This window comes from Singulisphaera acidiphila DSM 18658, assembly GCF_000242455.2.
Lineage (GTDB): Bacteria > Planctomycetota > Planctomycetia > Isosphaerales > Isosphaeraceae > Singulisphaera > Singulisphaera acidiphila.
The window spans coordinates 840,306-854,549 of record NC_019892.1 but is presented as its reverse complement, the minus strand read 5'-3'; the positions used below and the strand labels follow the sequence as shown (position 1 = coordinate 854,549).

At 63.4% G+C, this 14,244-nt stretch carries 10 protein-coding genes and 1 pseudogene; 7 read left to right on the top strand and 4 right to left on the bottom strand.

The annotated features are described in order from the left end of the window. Positions 1-39: 39 nt before the first annotated feature. Positions 40-435 (top strand): annotated as a pseudogene (gene nikR, locus SINAC_RS03355) (nickel-responsive transcriptional regulator NikR); the annotation flags it as partial. 239 nt (positions 436-674) lie between these two features. Here the strand turns inward: nikR and SINAC_RS03350 are convergent. Beyond that, positions 675-1,208, bottom strand: coding sequence for a DUF2721 domain-containing protein (locus tag SINAC_RS03350; protein WP_015244286.1), 534 nt, complete (start codon positions 1,206-1,208; stop codon positions 675-677). A 337-nt stretch (positions 1,209-1,545) separates the two neighbouring features. Here SINAC_RS03350 and SINAC_RS03345 point away from each other — a divergent pair, with 337 nt between their 5' ends. The 3 genes from SINAC_RS03345 (at position 1,546) to SINAC_RS03335 (ending at position 7,790) form a co-directional block, all read left to right on the top strand. Further along, positions 1,546-3,504, top strand: coding sequence for a S8 family serine peptidase (locus SINAC_RS03345; protein ID WP_015244285.1), 1,959 nt, complete (start codon positions 1,546-1,548; stop codon positions 3,502-3,504). A 140-nt stretch (positions 3,505-3,644) separates the two neighbouring features. Further along, on the top strand, positions 3,645-5,066 hold the full coding sequence (locus tag SINAC_RS03340; protein ID WP_015244284.1) for a hypothetical protein: 1,422 nt from the start codon (positions 3,645-3,647) through the stop codon (positions 5,064-5,066). 216 nt (positions 5,067-5,282) lie between these two features. Beyond that, positions 5,283-7,790, top strand: coding sequence for a DUF1559 domain-containing protein (locus SINAC_RS03335; protein WP_015244283.1), 2,508 nt, complete (start codon positions 5,283-5,285; stop codon positions 7,788-7,790). 273 nt (positions 7,791-8,063) lie between these two features. Here the strand turns inward: SINAC_RS03335 and ybaK are convergent, their stop codons facing one another. Together ybaK and SINAC_RS03325 are read right to left on the bottom strand one after the other, a co-directional pair. Then, a complete protein-coding gene (gene ybaK / locus SINAC_RS03330; protein WP_015244282.1) occupies positions 8,064-8,549 on the bottom strand; it encodes a Cys-tRNA(Pro) deacylase in 486 nt (161 codons plus the stop codon). A 47-nt stretch (positions 8,550-8,596) separates the two neighbouring features. Continuing rightward, positions 8,597-10,105, bottom strand: a complete 1,509-nt coding sequence (locus tag SINAC_RS03325; protein WP_020467661.1) for a tetratricopeptide repeat protein — start codon at positions 10,103-10,105, stop codon at positions 8,597-8,599. A 519-nt stretch (positions 10,106-10,624) separates the two neighbouring features. Between SINAC_RS03325 and SINAC_RS03315 the strand changes: the two genes are divergently transcribed. The 3 genes from SINAC_RS03315 to SINAC_RS03305 all read left to right on the top strand — a co-directional run bounded on the left by SINAC_RS03315 (position 10,625) and on the right by SINAC_RS03305 (position 13,548). After that, positions 10,625-11,095 carry a four-helix bundle copper-binding protein gene (locus SINAC_RS03315; RefSeq protein ID WP_015244280.1) on the top strand — a complete coding sequence of 157 codons (471 nt, stop codon included), beginning with the start codon at positions 10,625-10,627 and terminating at the stop codon, positions 11,093-11,095. Positions 11,096-11,327: 232 nt separating this feature from the next. Beyond that, positions 11,328-12,551, top strand: a complete 1,224-nt coding sequence (locus SINAC_RS03310; RefSeq protein WP_015244279.1) for an FG-GAP-like repeat-containing protein — start codon at positions 11,328-11,330, stop codon at positions 12,549-12,551. A 13-nt stretch (positions 12,552-12,564) separates the two neighbouring features. Further along, entirely contained in the window at positions 12,565-13,548 is a 984-nt protein-coding gene (locus tag SINAC_RS03305) for an NAD(P)H-quinone oxidoreductase (protein ID WP_015244278.1), read from the top strand. Here SINAC_RS03305 and SINAC_RS03300 read toward each other — a convergent pair. Further along, positions 13,474-14,220, bottom strand: a complete 747-nt coding sequence (locus SINAC_RS03300) for an ABC transporter ATP-binding protein (protein WP_015244277.1) — start codon at positions 14,218-14,220, stop codon at positions 13,474-13,476. The genes SINAC_RS03305 and SINAC_RS03300 overlap by 75 nt on opposite strands. Positions 14,221-14,244: the final 24 nt, after the last annotated feature.

Here is a 14,244-nt window from a genome sequence, read left to right as displayed (position 1 = left end):
CCGCCCCTCGAGAGGAAGTGTGGGACCGTGAAAGACCCCTTGGTGCGGTTCAGCGTCGCGATCGGCGGCGAGTTGCTCCAAAAATTCGACCAGTACCGCGAGACGCATCAGTACCCCAACCGGAGCGAAGCGGTTCGCGGCCTGATGCGTGCCGCGCTGATCGAAGACGTGATCACCGTCGACGACAGCGACGCGATGGGGGTCGTCACCTTGATCTACGACCATCACGCCGGCCGAATCTCGGAGCGGCTGACCGAGATCCAGCACTTACACCTCGAGCGGGTGGTCACGACAACCCACGTCCACCTCGACGCACACCGCTGCCTCGAGGTGATCCTCCTTCGCGGCTCAGCCAAGCTGATCCGCGAATTGGCGGACAGCCTGATCGGCACCAAAGGGGTCGAGTCCGGCCGCCTCGTCCTGACTGCGGCCGGGCCCATCCCCAACGCTCACACGCATCCGCACGGGGAAGGAACGCACACTCACTCGCACGACCACGACAAAGGACACCATCACCACTGACGGCGGTAAGACAAGCAGAGACCACGCTCCCAGGAAGCCAGAATCAGCCTATCCACATCTTCGCCCCGATGAGCAAGTTCCTTGTTTTGCAGCCCCGGAGAGGCACCCGTCCGGGACCACAAAACACAAACAACGCATACATCTCGAATACCCTATAAGTTTGGACTGTCCTCCGTCTCGTCGGCTTTCCGCCGCGCTTGGAGCTCTCGGAAAAACCAGAGTTCCTTGCGGTTGCCCCGGAGCGCCTCCAGAGCCTCGCGCACCAGATTGACGCAGGCGGCCAGCATCATGAAGACGCCGAGAACCGCCAGAAGCGTCGGCAAGAAAATCAGGCTGTGCTTGTCCGTCCAGACGTCAATCGCCAACGTCAGGCTCGTGCCCACGAACGCGCCGAAGGCGAGGTAGAGGGTCACCAGCGCGTATCGGATTCGGTAGCTTCGCCAGACCAAGCGGTCGAGTTCAGCCTCCACGTTCGCCAACCGCTCCTTCGGATAGTCGAAATCGGCGCCACGACGGCCGATCCGGTCCCCCAGGTCGTTGAGAACCCGAATCCGATCGACGATCCGCGACATCCGGTTCGAGGTCGAGATGATCAACGAACCATTCGCCGTCAAGAAAATGGCCGGCGTGATCATGGCCGAGAGCGTCGCATACGCGTCGATATCACTGGACAGACCGAGCGGCATGGGCAGACCTTCTTCTTCCACGAGTCAAGTCGAGAGCCGTTGCAGGCCTCCGTTGCCCAGAATCATCGTCGTCTCCCCCCTTGAACGTCAATTGCAGTCACAACGAACTCTTCCGCACATAGAAGCGGTACGGAATTCGAGGGAAAAACGCCTCTTAACAAAAGTTAAGATTGCATGGATGGCCTGCGTTCAAAACGTCAGGTAAACTTAGCAATACTTTGAAGGTGAGCCAGGCGAGCCCGCGATCTCACGAGCCCGCGAAATCGTCCGCTCCTTTCTTGAATTTGCAACGGAAGCACAGCGGCTTCCCCTGGCACCGCACCATGACGAGACACCCATGGCACGCAGAACCGGACGCGCAGCGGCAACGCTCCGATTCGAGGTCCTTGAGCCTCGCACGTTATTGAACGGCAGCGCCACCGACGACCTTTTCGTTCGGTTCAAGCCGAACCTGTCGGGAGGGACGATCCAGACGGCCCTGTCCACCGTCGGAGCGACCGTTGTCGAGCAGTATCCGTCAGGACCGATGCTGATCTCCCTGCGCGCGGGGGTCGACCAAAGTCGTGTGCTTCAGTGGTTCCAGTTCAACCCTCTGGTCAGCTACGCCGAGCCCAACTCCACGATCCAGGCTGCGGCGGTCATTCCCAACGACCCCTATTTCAATCAGCAGTGGGGGCTCAACAACGCGAACAACGTCGACATTGATGCTCCCGAAGCCTGGACCTTGACCCAGGGACGCTACACGACGATCGTGGCGGTGCTCGATACGGGAATCGACCTCAATAACGTCGAGCTGACGAGTCGGCTCTGGGTCAACCCCGGCGACCTCTCCGGCTCCGACGGGTTTCGCAACGCCATCTACGGCTGGAACTTTGTCAATAACAACAACAACGTCCAAGACACGAACGGGCACGGCACCCACGTCGCAGGCATCCTGGCGGCGTCTGGCAACAACGCGTACGGGATCACCGGCGTGGATTGGTACTCCAAGATCATGCCCGTGAAGGTCCTGGATAACCGGGGCGACGGCACGACCGAATCGGCGGTCAACGGCATCTACTTCGCCGTGAACCACGGGGCCCGGGTGATCAATGCCAGTTGGGGCGGGGGCGCCTATTCGCAGGCCCTCCGTGACGCCATCGCCTACGCAGCCATGCACGGTGTTGTCTTCGTGACGGCCGCGGGCAACGACGGACTGAACACCGATCTCACTCCCTCCTATCCCGGCAGTTACAACCTCAATAACCAGATCACCGTCGGCGCGGTCGACTCGCAGGGAAGGCTCGCCAGCTTCTCCGACTACGGCACCCGGAGCGTCGACCTGGTCGCGCCCGGGGTCGATATCCTGAGCATCATCCCAGGGGGTTTCGCATCCTACTCGGGAACCTCGATGGCGGCCCCGTTCGTCTCCGGTGTCGCCGCCCTGGTGCTCAGCCTCCGCCCTGATTTCAACGCGGAGCAAGTCGTCCAGCGCATCCTGTCTACGACCAAGCCCCTCCCCGGCGCGGCCGGCAAGACGGTCACCGGGGGAATCGTCGACGCCTACAACGCGGTCAACTTCGCGGCCAACGTCACGTCGACCGCAACCGAACCGCAGGGGGACGGAATTCCGACCACGGTCACGCTCGTCCCCAACGGCACAAGCGACTACGACCTGCTCGCCAAGATCCTCGCAACCGACGACTTCTACAACGGCTACGGCGGGACCAACACCGGCTTCGTCACCGGTCTCTACCAGACTCTCCTGGGTCGCGACCCCGAGCCGGCAGGACTCGCGAGTTGGGTCGGGAGACTCAACTCGGGCCAGACGCGGATCCAGGTCATCGAAACCTTCGAACGCACGCCCGAAGCGCTCCAGGTCAAAGTCGCGCACTGGTATCAGGACACCCTGGGCTGGAACGCGTCGTTGGCCCAGCTCAAGTTCGATCCCGGAGTCATCTACTGGAGCACCCTGCTCGCCGCCGGTCAGACCGATAACGCCGTGCTCGCCCGGATCCTCTCGACCAACGACTACCTGATCGCCAGCGGCGGGACCAACGAGGGATTCGTCACCGGCCTCTATCAATCGTTGCTCGGCCGGTCGACCGACCCTGAGAGCTTCAACTACTTCGTCGGCCTGCTCCAAGGCGGTATGTCCCGCGCCAACCTGGTTCAAAAGATCCAGAATACCGTTGAGGCCAAACGGACGAAGGTCGCTCGCTGGTATCAGGATCACCTGGGCTGGAACCAATCTCTGCCCCAACTCCAACTCGATCCCGGAGTCCGCTACTGGGCCGGGTTCCTTGGCGGCGATTGATTGAGCACCATGGCCGTCGCCTCGTGACCTCGAATCGTCGGATCGAGGCCGACGGCGCCATCGCCCTTTCCCGATTGCCGGCCGATCGGTATGATCCGCCTCCTCAAAGGGTGGGGAAGAGTCACGCTCAAGGAGGAGCCATGACCATCACGACGCGCCCCATGACCTCAAGCCTGCGCGACGCGTTGGCCGTGGCCGAATTGTTTCTCGACGTCTTTCGCCGCGACCTGCTCAGTTTCTACCCCCAGTTCCAGGTCGAACCCCTCCCGCACGATCCCGGCATATTCGACGTCCGGTCCGGGCCCGACTTCCAACTGATCGACGATCCCGAAAACGGCGGCGAATCGCTCGTCATTGTTCTCTTCGGCGTACGATATCGACTCACCCCGCGCTACAACATTCGGCTCACCCTCCACGATCAGCAGATGATCCGCGCCCTGGGCGCAGTGCTCTCCCTTCGCTACTACCACCTGTTCCAGATCGCGCACACCTCACGCCTCGAACTGTTCCGCGGGGGTTCGGAAGACCACTACGTGGCCGCCTTCATCGATCCCTCCGCCTACGCCGTGAGCACCGCACGGCCCAGCCGGATCGCCTCCACGATCCTGACCTTGCGCACCGCCGCCCTCTCGACCTATGAGAACCGCCGCGTCTCCACGGGCGCCCTTCTCCTGGGCCCCGGCGATGACCCCGATCACCTGCTTTCCCCAACGTCCGCCGACGCCCTCTTCTACGGCGTCGAACTGACCAGCCTGAAGAGCATCCATCGACTCTGCGACGGCAAACGGACCCTGTTCCTGGTCGATCGCGACGGCAAGCTCGCCGACATCATCGACGTCGAGCGCTGGGCGGCCGCGATCCCGGGGGCCGGAAACACCGAGACCCCTTGCGCCCGCGCCTACACCGCCCACGCGCGAGCGACCCGTGCCTGCGGGCACGTTTGCCTGGTCCTCAGTCCGAACCAGGAGATCAAGCTGTTCGCCGGCGGCTTGCAAGCGTTTGTCTTCGCCCACGGCCGATGGCGGATCCTCGACCCGGCCGCGAAGTTCGCCGTCTGGGAAGCCGCGACCGCCCATCCCAAGCTGGCGCGAGTGCTCTTCCAGACCGCACTCGACCTGGCCGAGTCTCGCCAAGGGGGTCTGTTCGTCGTGGCCACCGATCCCGGGGCCGCCGTCGGCTCCCTGATCGCGCCTCACGACCTGCTCGATCCCGACTCGGACGTCCCGAGCGGCCCCCCTCCCGAGCTGACTCCCGGCGACCCCCTGGCCAAGCGTGCGTTGCACTACCTCGCGCGAGAACGGAACGTGACCGAACTCGCCCCGTCGGTTCTGGAAGCCCTGGCCGGCCTCGACGGCGCCGTGGTAACCGACCGCAACGGCGGCCTGATCGCCTTCGGAGCCATCCTCCGTCACGACGCCACCCATCTCCCATCTCCCATCACCGCCGAAGGGGCGCGCACCACCGCCGCCCTCGTCGCCAGCCGATTCGGCCCCGTTCTGAAGGTCAGCGAGGACGGCCTCATCTCCTGCTTCCTCAACGGTGCCAGGGTCTGGGATCTCTGAGAAATCAATTCCGGCTAACCCAAAACAATCTCACACAAACAACAAAAAAATACGCATACATACAAAACATTCACACCAACATTTGCCGCCTTACATCCTGCCGCACATGGGGCAGGCCACCTCTTCGTCGGACAGGGCGTTGCTCGCAACGAGACATGCCGGTACGATGCCCGCACGTCTCAGGATCAACACAGCCTGATTGGGAAGGAGTCCACCGTGAACCCTGCGCCCATCCGACCGATCCGCCGAACCGCTCGGGCCATTGCCCTGGCGGCCTCGATCTTCGGCATGATTGCAACCACGACACACGCCGAGGACCAGGCCCCCAAACCGGGCACAGCTTCGCCAAAGAGCCAATCCCTGGCCCGTTACATTCCCGGTGAGCGGTTGATCGTCCTGATCGACCACGAGGGCCTTGAGGCCCAGCCTGATGCCTGGAAAGGGACGGCTGCGTCCAAGATGCTGAACGGCACCCCGCTCGGGGCGATGCTCTTAGACATCGCGGCTCAGGTCGTCGATCACGGCCTCCAGTCTATGCCCGGCGCACCGTTCAACGGGAAGGAGGTCGTCGCATTGCTCGCTCATATGACCTCCAAGGGGTTTGCCATCGGCTTCTGCGGATCCTTCGACCCACCTCAACCCAAAGCCGCGGTGATGGTCATTCGCGATGCCGGACGGAATGAGGTCTCCCAACGGCTGATGAAACGGCTCGAAGACGCCGCGAAGCAGGTCGAGCAGCCGAATGGACGCAAAGTCTGGACGATCGCGGGTGCTCCCATCCGCTGGTGGTTCGAGGGGCACGACGCCGTCTTCTCCTTCGTCCCGCCCGGTGCGACGGCCGACCCGGTCGCCGAGACCCTCGACGGCAAAACGCCCAGCGCCCTGGAAAACCCGGTATTCACCGCCCTGTCCAAAGCCGATCCCGGTGTCGTCCCCGTCGGCCTGCTCTTCGTCGACCTGGCGGGATTGCCCCCCTTGCCCCCGAAAGCGGTTCAAGCCGGAATCGACGGCATCAAGCAGGTGGAAGCACGCTGGGGAATCCAGAATCGGGCCATCGTGACCTCGCTCGGCGTCCAGGCACCTCGGCCCCGTCGAGGCGTGCTCGCGTTCTTCGACCAGCCTCCTCTCGGCGGCGGAACCAAGTTCACCCTCCCCGCGGGCATGACCAACTCCACGCTCCTGTCGGTCGACCCGGTCAAGGTGGGCGACATCTTCCTGGCGATCTTGAACCAGAACGACCCGAACGCCGCCGCCTCAGTCAGCCGATTCGCCCAGGATTTTCAGAAGCGGACCGGGCTCAGCCTGCGCAAGGACCTCCTGGGCAAGCTCGGACCGCGAGTGGGCATACTCGCACCGCAGTCGGGCGGGCTCAGCAACGCAATCGCGATGTGGTTCAATCCTCCCGATCTCGGGACCGTGATCGAACTGAAGGATCCGCAAGGCTTCGAAGCCACGCTCGATCGACTGATCGGGGCCGCCAATATCACGCTCAAGGCAGCCGGCGCGATGGTCCCGCCCAAGGCGGGTCGTCCGGCCAAGCCGGGAACGGAGTTCGCCGAATTCCGCCCCCTCAAGGCCCCCGAACGGGGATATGTGCTCACAGTCCCCCCCTCGGTCCTGCCCACCCCGGCCGGCTTGCGCCCGACCGTCCTGATCGACATCAAGCGCGGGCGACTCGCCCTGGCCGGATCACCCGCCCTGGCTCGGCGCGTCTTACCCACCCTGGTCCTGGATGCAGCCAGCGCCAAACCGATCGACGACCAAAGTGCACTATTGATCACAACGTCCGACCCGACCGAGAGTCTTCCCGAGATCTTGGCCAACATACCAGCACTCGTCCAATTCGCAGCGATCGCGGCCGCTCAGCCTCGAGGTCCCGGCATACAGCAACAGCCAGCGGCCCCGTTCCGGCTCGAGTTCGATCCCGACGCTATCCCCGACGTCAATGCCATCCGCCCGCACCTCTTCCCGACGAAGTTCACACTCACCGCAGACGAGAGCGCGATTCGACTGTCGGCGTCCTCGGCGTTCCCACTGCCGCTGCCACAACTCAACGCCGGGATGGAGACGCCTATCCTGGTCGCACTCCTCTTGCCGGCCGTGCAGGCGGCCCGCGAGGCCGCACGCCGCACCCAGTGCACCAACAATGAGAAGCAACTCTCGATCGCCCTGCACAACTATCATTCCGCCCACAATACCTTCCCGCCTCCGGCCATCTTGAGCCGGGCCGGCAACCCTCTCCTGAGCTGGCGTGTGGCGATCCTGCCCTTCATCGGGCAGCAGGCCCTCTACAATGAGTTCCACCTGGACGAACCGTGGGACAGCGCTCACAACAAGACCTTGATTGAGCGGATGCCCACGACTTACGCATGTCCCAGCCGACAAAGCCCCGCGCCGGGAACGACCAACTACCGCGTCTTCACCGGCAAGGGGACGGCGTTCGAACCGCCCGAAGGGACAGCGATCGCCAGCATCTCCGACGGCCCGGCAAACACCCTTGGCCTGGTCGAGGCCAAGGAAGCGGTCATCTGGACCCAGCCCGAAGACCTGCCGTTCACCGGCGACGGAGCGGCGGCCCTCGAACTGGCCGGCTCGAACCACCCAGGAGGATTCAACGCGATGTTCCTGGACGGATCGATTCGATTCCTCAAAGACTCGATCACCGCGGACGTCTTCAAATCGCTGCTGACCCGCAATGGCGGCGAGATCTTCCAGAATTATTGAGTCTCGCCGATCGATTCCGCATCGGGAGGCGTTGTTCTCCCGATGCGGAGGGAATGAGTCCAGGGTTTCCCCTGACTCTTGACGATCGCCCCATCAGGGCATCCACAAATCAAGGCCTGCGAAAGATTTTCTGAGTACCTTGGGTTGCGTACCTCGACCCCGTACGCCACAGATCAAAGGTATTCCCACGCGGGTTCCAATTACGAAAGCCAGGGCACCCGACAGTCCGACATCATCAGCCTTGTTTTCTATTTTCAATTCTCTTCATTTTTATCAGTTTTTATCCTTGCCGATCGGCGCAACTTTGGCGTCTACAAAGCGGATGTAGTCGTCGGGAGAGAGTACGATTTGCAGACCGCGCATCCCCGCCGAGATCGAGATCAGGTCGAAGAGCTGGGCCGTCTCGTCCACGAAGACAGGATAGTTCTTCTTGCAGGCCAGGGCGGTCACACCGCCACGGATATAGCCGGTCAAGGGTTCGACCTCCTTGAGCGGCACGGTCTCGACCTTCTTGTCCCCGGTCGCCTTCGCCAGCGCCTTGAGGTCGAGTTGGGCGTCGCCGGGCACCACGGCCAGGCAGACGCCATTCTTATCCCCCCGGGCCACCAAGGTCTTGAAGACCTGTTCGGGCGGCAGGCCGACTTTGCGGGCGACCGTCTCGGCGGCCAGGTCCTCGGGATCGAATTCATATTCCCGAAGCTCGAAGCGAATGCCCTGGCGTTCAAGGAGCCGGACAGCGTTGGTCTTGGCAGTGCTCACGACGATGACCTCTGACCTGATACGATCGCCTGCAATCCCGATCCCCTCTATCGCCCTGACCGAACGTTCGGTTTTCGTTTCCGGAAGAGCGTCGCCATGGCGGCGGAGACCAGATTTCCTTCCAGCGCTTCGGCCTCGCGCAACAGGTGATCTTTCTCCGCCTCGGATCGAGTGAGCACGCCAAGCTGCACGAGGAGCCGGGTTCTCACGTCGGGTTCCTCAGCGTGAGTGAGCCCCTCACGATAGGCTGCCTCCGCCTCCTGAGGATAGCCCAATGCCCCGGCGACCTGGCCCAATTCCAAATAGAGAGGGGCCAGCCCGCTCCATTGGGCGACGGCACGCCGCGCCAGCTTGTGTTTCTCCTTCGGCGTCCCCGGACCGTCCACCAGGTTGAAGAGGGCGAGGAAGGCCTCGTGCTCCAGTTCCCCGAGTGCGAGCTGCCGCGCCAGCCAGAGGTTCGACCGGCAATGGAACCAACCCGGCGCCAATTCCTCGGCCGCCTCATAGGACTCGACCGCCTGATGATGTCGCTCCAACAACAGCAGCGTCAATCCCTCCAGGTATCTCGGCTGCGGGTCGAAGCGATCCGCGCGGGCCGCGTCGCGGAACAGATCCAGGGCCGGTTCATGGTCTCCCGAAGTGGCCAAGGCACTTCCACGGTCGGCCAGGACAGTCGCAGGGCGGAGCGAAAGCCGGTTCCGCTCGTGAAAGAACTGGGCCTTTCCTTCCACGAGCGGAGGAACCTCGGCCACCTCGTAACGTCGGCCCGCGACCTCAACCACCACCCGGTTGAGCGGTTCCCCAACCCGCACCCGCGCGGCACGCTGGCGATAGCTGTCGGCCGCATCAAGCCGGGCCATCTTCTTCAACGCGTCGGCCAGACGATCCGCACAGTCGGCGGCCTCGTTCGTACGGCCAAGGTAGCGGTGGACTTCATGCAAATTCCCCAGGTAAGCGAGAACGCCCTCGGCGTCGCCGGTTCGCTCGCAAAGTTCGAGAGCATGCTGAAAGGGGGAGATGGCTTTTTCAACTGCACCGGAGTGGAAATAACAGTCACCCAGTTGGCCATACGTGATCGGAAGGTAACGATCGACCCCGGAACCCCGAAGCGACCGAACTTCAATTAACAAATCATTGAGTGTCGTAATGGCCGTACGATAGTCCAGCTCCTCCACCGAGGTGCGGGCGTCCTCCAGACCTTGCTGCCATCGAGCCAGCGGATTTTCTTGCTCGGGGCCGGTCAGTAGCTGCATGAGAGAAGGATCGCCCAGGTCCTGGCTGAAGACCTCCGCGATCGCAATCAGGCCGTGGATGTATCGCTGCGCACGCGAGGGATCGTCGCGGATCGCTTCCGGCAACTGACGCCAGCCGGGAAACTGGGTGGCGATCGCTTCGCGGTTGGCGCGGGAGAGGGCCGTCAGCTGCTTCCGGTTCCCGACGACAGCCGCAGCGATCAGGCTCTCCCGCAACACGACGGGGTCACCAATGGTCGACGCCTTGACCTTGCGGAAGCGGTCGAAAAACCCCATATCGTCCCCCGGTGGCGGCGCGACCATGCCCCTGGAATCGAGGCTCGTTGTCGAGCCTCTCGTCTTCGGAACATAGCCCCTGGATCATCACCTCGCAAGCATGCAGGGGGAACAGGAAGACGCCTTTTGTGGCTCACTCGTTGCCATGAGAGATCCAATTCTCATCCAACCGCGATAATCTCTTGATTTTGCCATTCCGTGGGGTGCTCGAACCAGCCGTCCACAACTCCATACCAACCTCAGAATCGCCCACCCACTCCTGATGTCGAAGATCGGGATCAAAGGCCTCTCGGCTCCACCGACCGTGGACCAGCGGCGACCGAGGAATCATCACAATCCTTTGTCGGATAGTGCGGCTTGGCCACTCGGTCTCCCCACGCCCTCGGAATGCAGGCGTTCCCAAAGGGAATCCCACGGCTGGGTCCAGGAGTTGCGTGGGATGTTCATCGGACCCGAGCAAGATGGCGACGGGTGTCGTTTCAGACCGTCATGAATACAGCATCTTGCTCACAACGGCACGCGTTTCAACTTTACGGAGAGACACTTATGGATCGCCGCGAACTGCTTGGGATGGTCGGGGCCGGTGCGATTGGCTTGACTGCGTTGTCCGCCAGCGCGGACGAAAAGTCGAGCGATGAGAAGTGTTGTGAACTCGATCATGCTCACGCCGACTGCTACAAGGCGTGTGCCGACTGTGCAAAGGCCTGCGACATGACCTTCCACCATTGCTTCAAGGAAGTGGCTGAGGGAAAGAAGGATCACGCCAAGTCGCTTCATCTGGCTTCCGATTGCGCTGCGTTCTGCAGCCTCTCGGCCAGCATGATCGCCAAACACAGTCCGCTGATGGCCGCCTCGTGCAACGCATGCGCCGAGGCCTGTAAGGCGACGGCCGCTGAGGTGGGCCGGTTTGACTCGGAGGAGATGAGGGCCACTGCCAAGTCGCTTCGGGAGTGCGAGAAATCGTGCCGGGCGATGGTCGCGAGCATGGCGAACAAGACCGAGCTCAGAGCGAACTGATCCGCCGCTCCCCACGTCGACCCATTATCTGGGAATGACGGTCGGGCCGACCGGACTACGAGATTAACGGTTTTCGGAGAGAGAACGGTACGGAAAACCGTTCGAGATTGCCCTGGCCCGGCCCCGACGAAGGGCCGGGCCAAGGCCTTTTTTTTTGCTGGCATCGGCCTCGGTTCTGGGTCATCCTGAAACCGATCGATGGCTCACCCTCGCTCGTAATCAGGAGATTCCCGTGTCTTCGAGGTTCGCCCTGCCGCTGCTCTTCGCCTTGTCCGCCCCGCTCTCGGCGGCCGAGTTCCCGGCCTTTCGCACTCAGGAACTCGACCCGCATGTCGGTAACGTCTGCTATGCGGTGACCACGACCGACGTTAACGGTGACGGCAAACTCGACGTCGTCGCTGTGACGGAAGATGCGGTCGTCTGGTTCGCCAACCCCACCTGGGAAAAGCATACGCTCACCAAGGGGGTCACCGAGAAAGACAACGTCTGCATCCAGGCCCGCGACATCGACGGCGACGGCAAAATTGATTTCGCCCTGGGGGCGGGCTGGCAGCCGGCCAACACCAAGACGGGCGGAACACTTCAATGGCTCCGCCGCACCGGAGACGGTGACACCCCTTGGCAGGTCATCCCGATCGGTTCCGAGCCCACGATCCACCGGATTCGCTGGGGGGACGTGCTGGGCACTGGCAAGGCGCAGCTCATTGCCGTCCCGCTTCAGGGACGCGAGACAAAAGGGCCGAACTGGGGTGAGGGGAAGGGCGTGCGGATCCTGGTCTACTCCGTCCCCGCGCACCCCGAGAAAGATCCTTGGCCGATGGAGGTCGCCGACGACTCGCTGCACACGATTCATAACCTGCAAGCGATCGACTTCGATGGCGACGGCAAAGATGAGATCGTCCTGGCCGCCTGGGAAGGGGTCTTTGTGCTCAAACGCGACTCGGGCGGGCGCTGGTCGAAGACGAAGCTCGGGTCGGGCAACCAGGAGGCGACGCCGTTCAAGGGGGCCAGCGAGGTGAAGGTCGGGCGGCTCGCCGACGGGCGCCGCTACATCGCCACGATCGAGCCCTGGCACGGCTTCCAGGTGGTCGTCTACACGCCTCCGAAGGCAGGGACAGGGCTCTGGGACCGCCAGGTCGTTGACGAGCCGGTGCAGTGGGGCCATGCGGTCTGGTGCGCGGACCTCGATGGCGACGGCGATCAGGAAATCATCATCGGCCAGCGTGACAAGAGCAAGGACGCGGATCGCGACCCGGCCGGCCCTGGAGTCCTCGTTTATGACCCGCGCCCCGGTTCGACCCCCTTGGCCTTTACCCGGCATGTCATCGACAATGGGGGCGTCGGCACCGAGGACCTTGTCTCGGCCGACCTTGATGGCGACGGCCGCGAGGACATTGTGGCCGGGGGCCGCTCGACGCATAACGTACGGATCTACTGGAACCGGGACAAGAAGTAGAAGAATCCCCCTCATGAAAGCCATTGTGATCACCAAGCTCGGGGGCGCTGAGGCCCTGGACGTTTGCGACGTCGAAACCCCTGAGCCGTGTGGCGACCAGGTCCGGATCAGGGTCCGGGCCGCCGCCCTCAACAGGGCCGACCTGATGCAGGCCCGGGGGAGCTACCCCGCGCCCCCAGGCGTTCCGGCCGACATCCCCGGTCTCGAGTACGCTGGAGAAGTCGACAAGCTCGGCCCCAACGTGATCGGACCGCTTAAAATCGGCGATCGCGTCTTCGGGATCGTCGGGGGAGGTGGGCAGGCGGAGTACGTCCTCAGCCCCGAGCGGATGGTGGTGCCCATCCCCGCGAACCTCGACTTCGAGCAAGCCGCGGCCGTCCCCGAGGTCTTCATGACCGCCCACGATGCGCTGGAGACGCAAGGGGGGGCGAAGCCGGGCGAGCGGGTCCTGATCCATGCGGTCGGCAGTGGCGTGGGGTCGGCGGCGGTCCAGATCGCCCATACGATGGGTTGCGTCGTGCTGGGCACCTCGCGCACGGCCGACAAGCTCGAGCAGGCGAAGAAGCTGGGCCTCGACGTGGGGATCCATGCGAACGCGGAGGAACTGGCCGACGCCGTGCGTCCGCATACCAACGGCCAGGGCGTCAATCTGATCATCGACTTGCTGGGCGCCGTCGCGTTGGCGGGCAACGTGGCCGCCCTGGCGACCTGCGGCCGGCTCGTCCTGGTCGGCTTGCTGGGCGGAGGATCGGCGTCGATTGATCTGACAACGCTCTTGCGCAAGCGGATCCGCGTCGTCGGGACCACGCTCCGAGCCCGCCCGCTGGAGGAGAAGATCCTCGTGACTCAGGCCTTTGCCGATCGAGTCGTCCCCTGGCTCGAGCGCGGGCTGGTTCGTCCGATCGTCGATCGGGTCTTCGCCCTAGACGACGTCCGGGCGGCGCAGACCCGGCTCGAATCCAATCATGGTTTCGGGAAGGTCATCCTCCGCCTCTAACAGGCTGTCGTCAACTTTGAGGACACCGTCCTGGATCTCGAGCACCAGGTCGTCGGGGGTGATGAAGCGCCGGTCGTGGGTGACGATCACCAGGGTCGTCTCCCGCTGGACTTGCAGCCGGCGAAGGATCCGGTAGATCTCGTCACCCGTCTTCGAGTCGAGTTCGCCGGTCGGCTCATCGCCCAGCACGAGGATCGGATCCTTGATCAGGGCGCGTGCGATCGCGACGCGCTGCTGCTCGCCGCCCGACATCTGGTAAGGGCGATGGTCGAGCCGATCGCCCAGGCCGACGTCTCTGAGCAACGCTTCGGCCCGCTCCTTCAGCTCGGGCGTCATCCCGCGCGGCAGGAAGGGGACCAGCACGTTCTCGACGGCTGTCAGGTTGCTGATCAGGTTGAACGACTGGAAGATGAACCCGACCCGATCGCGGCGATACGCGTTCTGCTCGGCCTCGGACATCGTGGTCAGGTCTTGCCCCTCGACCAGGATCGACCCGGAGGTCGGACGGTCGAGAGCGCCGAGCAGGTAGAGCAAGGTACTCTTGCCCGACCCGGAGGGACCGACGATAAACGCGAACCGCCCCTTGGGCACGCGACAGCGGACCCCACGGAGGGCGTCGACCGTACGGTCTCCGCTTCGATACGACTTCCGCACGTCGACCACGTCAATCATCGCTCACCTTGCTCATCCTATCGA

Coding starts and splice junctions, on each gene's coding strand:
- SINAC_RS03305 (WP_015244278.1), top strand. CDS start 12,565: ATGAAAGCCATTGTGATCACCAAGCTCGGGGGCGCTGAGGCCCTGGAC.
- SINAC_RS03315 (WP_015244280.1), top strand. CDS start 10,625: ATGGATCGCCGCGAACTGCTTGGGATGGTCGGGGCCGGTGCGATTGGC.
- SINAC_RS03340 (WP_015244284.1), top strand. CDS start 3,645: ATGACCATCACGACGCGCCCCATGACCTCAAGCCTGCGCGACGCGTTG.
- SINAC_RS03300 (WP_015244277.1), bottom strand. CDS start 14,220: ATGATTGACGTGGTCGACGTGCGGAAGTCGTATCGAAGCGGAGACCGT.
- SINAC_RS03350 (WP_015244286.1), bottom strand. CDS start 1,208: ATGCCGCTCGGTCTGTCCAGTGATATCGACGCGTATGCGACGCTCTCG.
- SINAC_RS03325 (WP_020467661.1), bottom strand. CDS start 10,105: ATGGTCGCGCCGCCACCGGGGGACGATATGGGGTTTTTCGACCGCTTC.
- SINAC_RS03345 (WP_015244285.1), top strand. CDS start 1,546: ATGGCACGCAGAACCGGACGCGCAGCGGCAACGCTCCGATTCGAGGTC.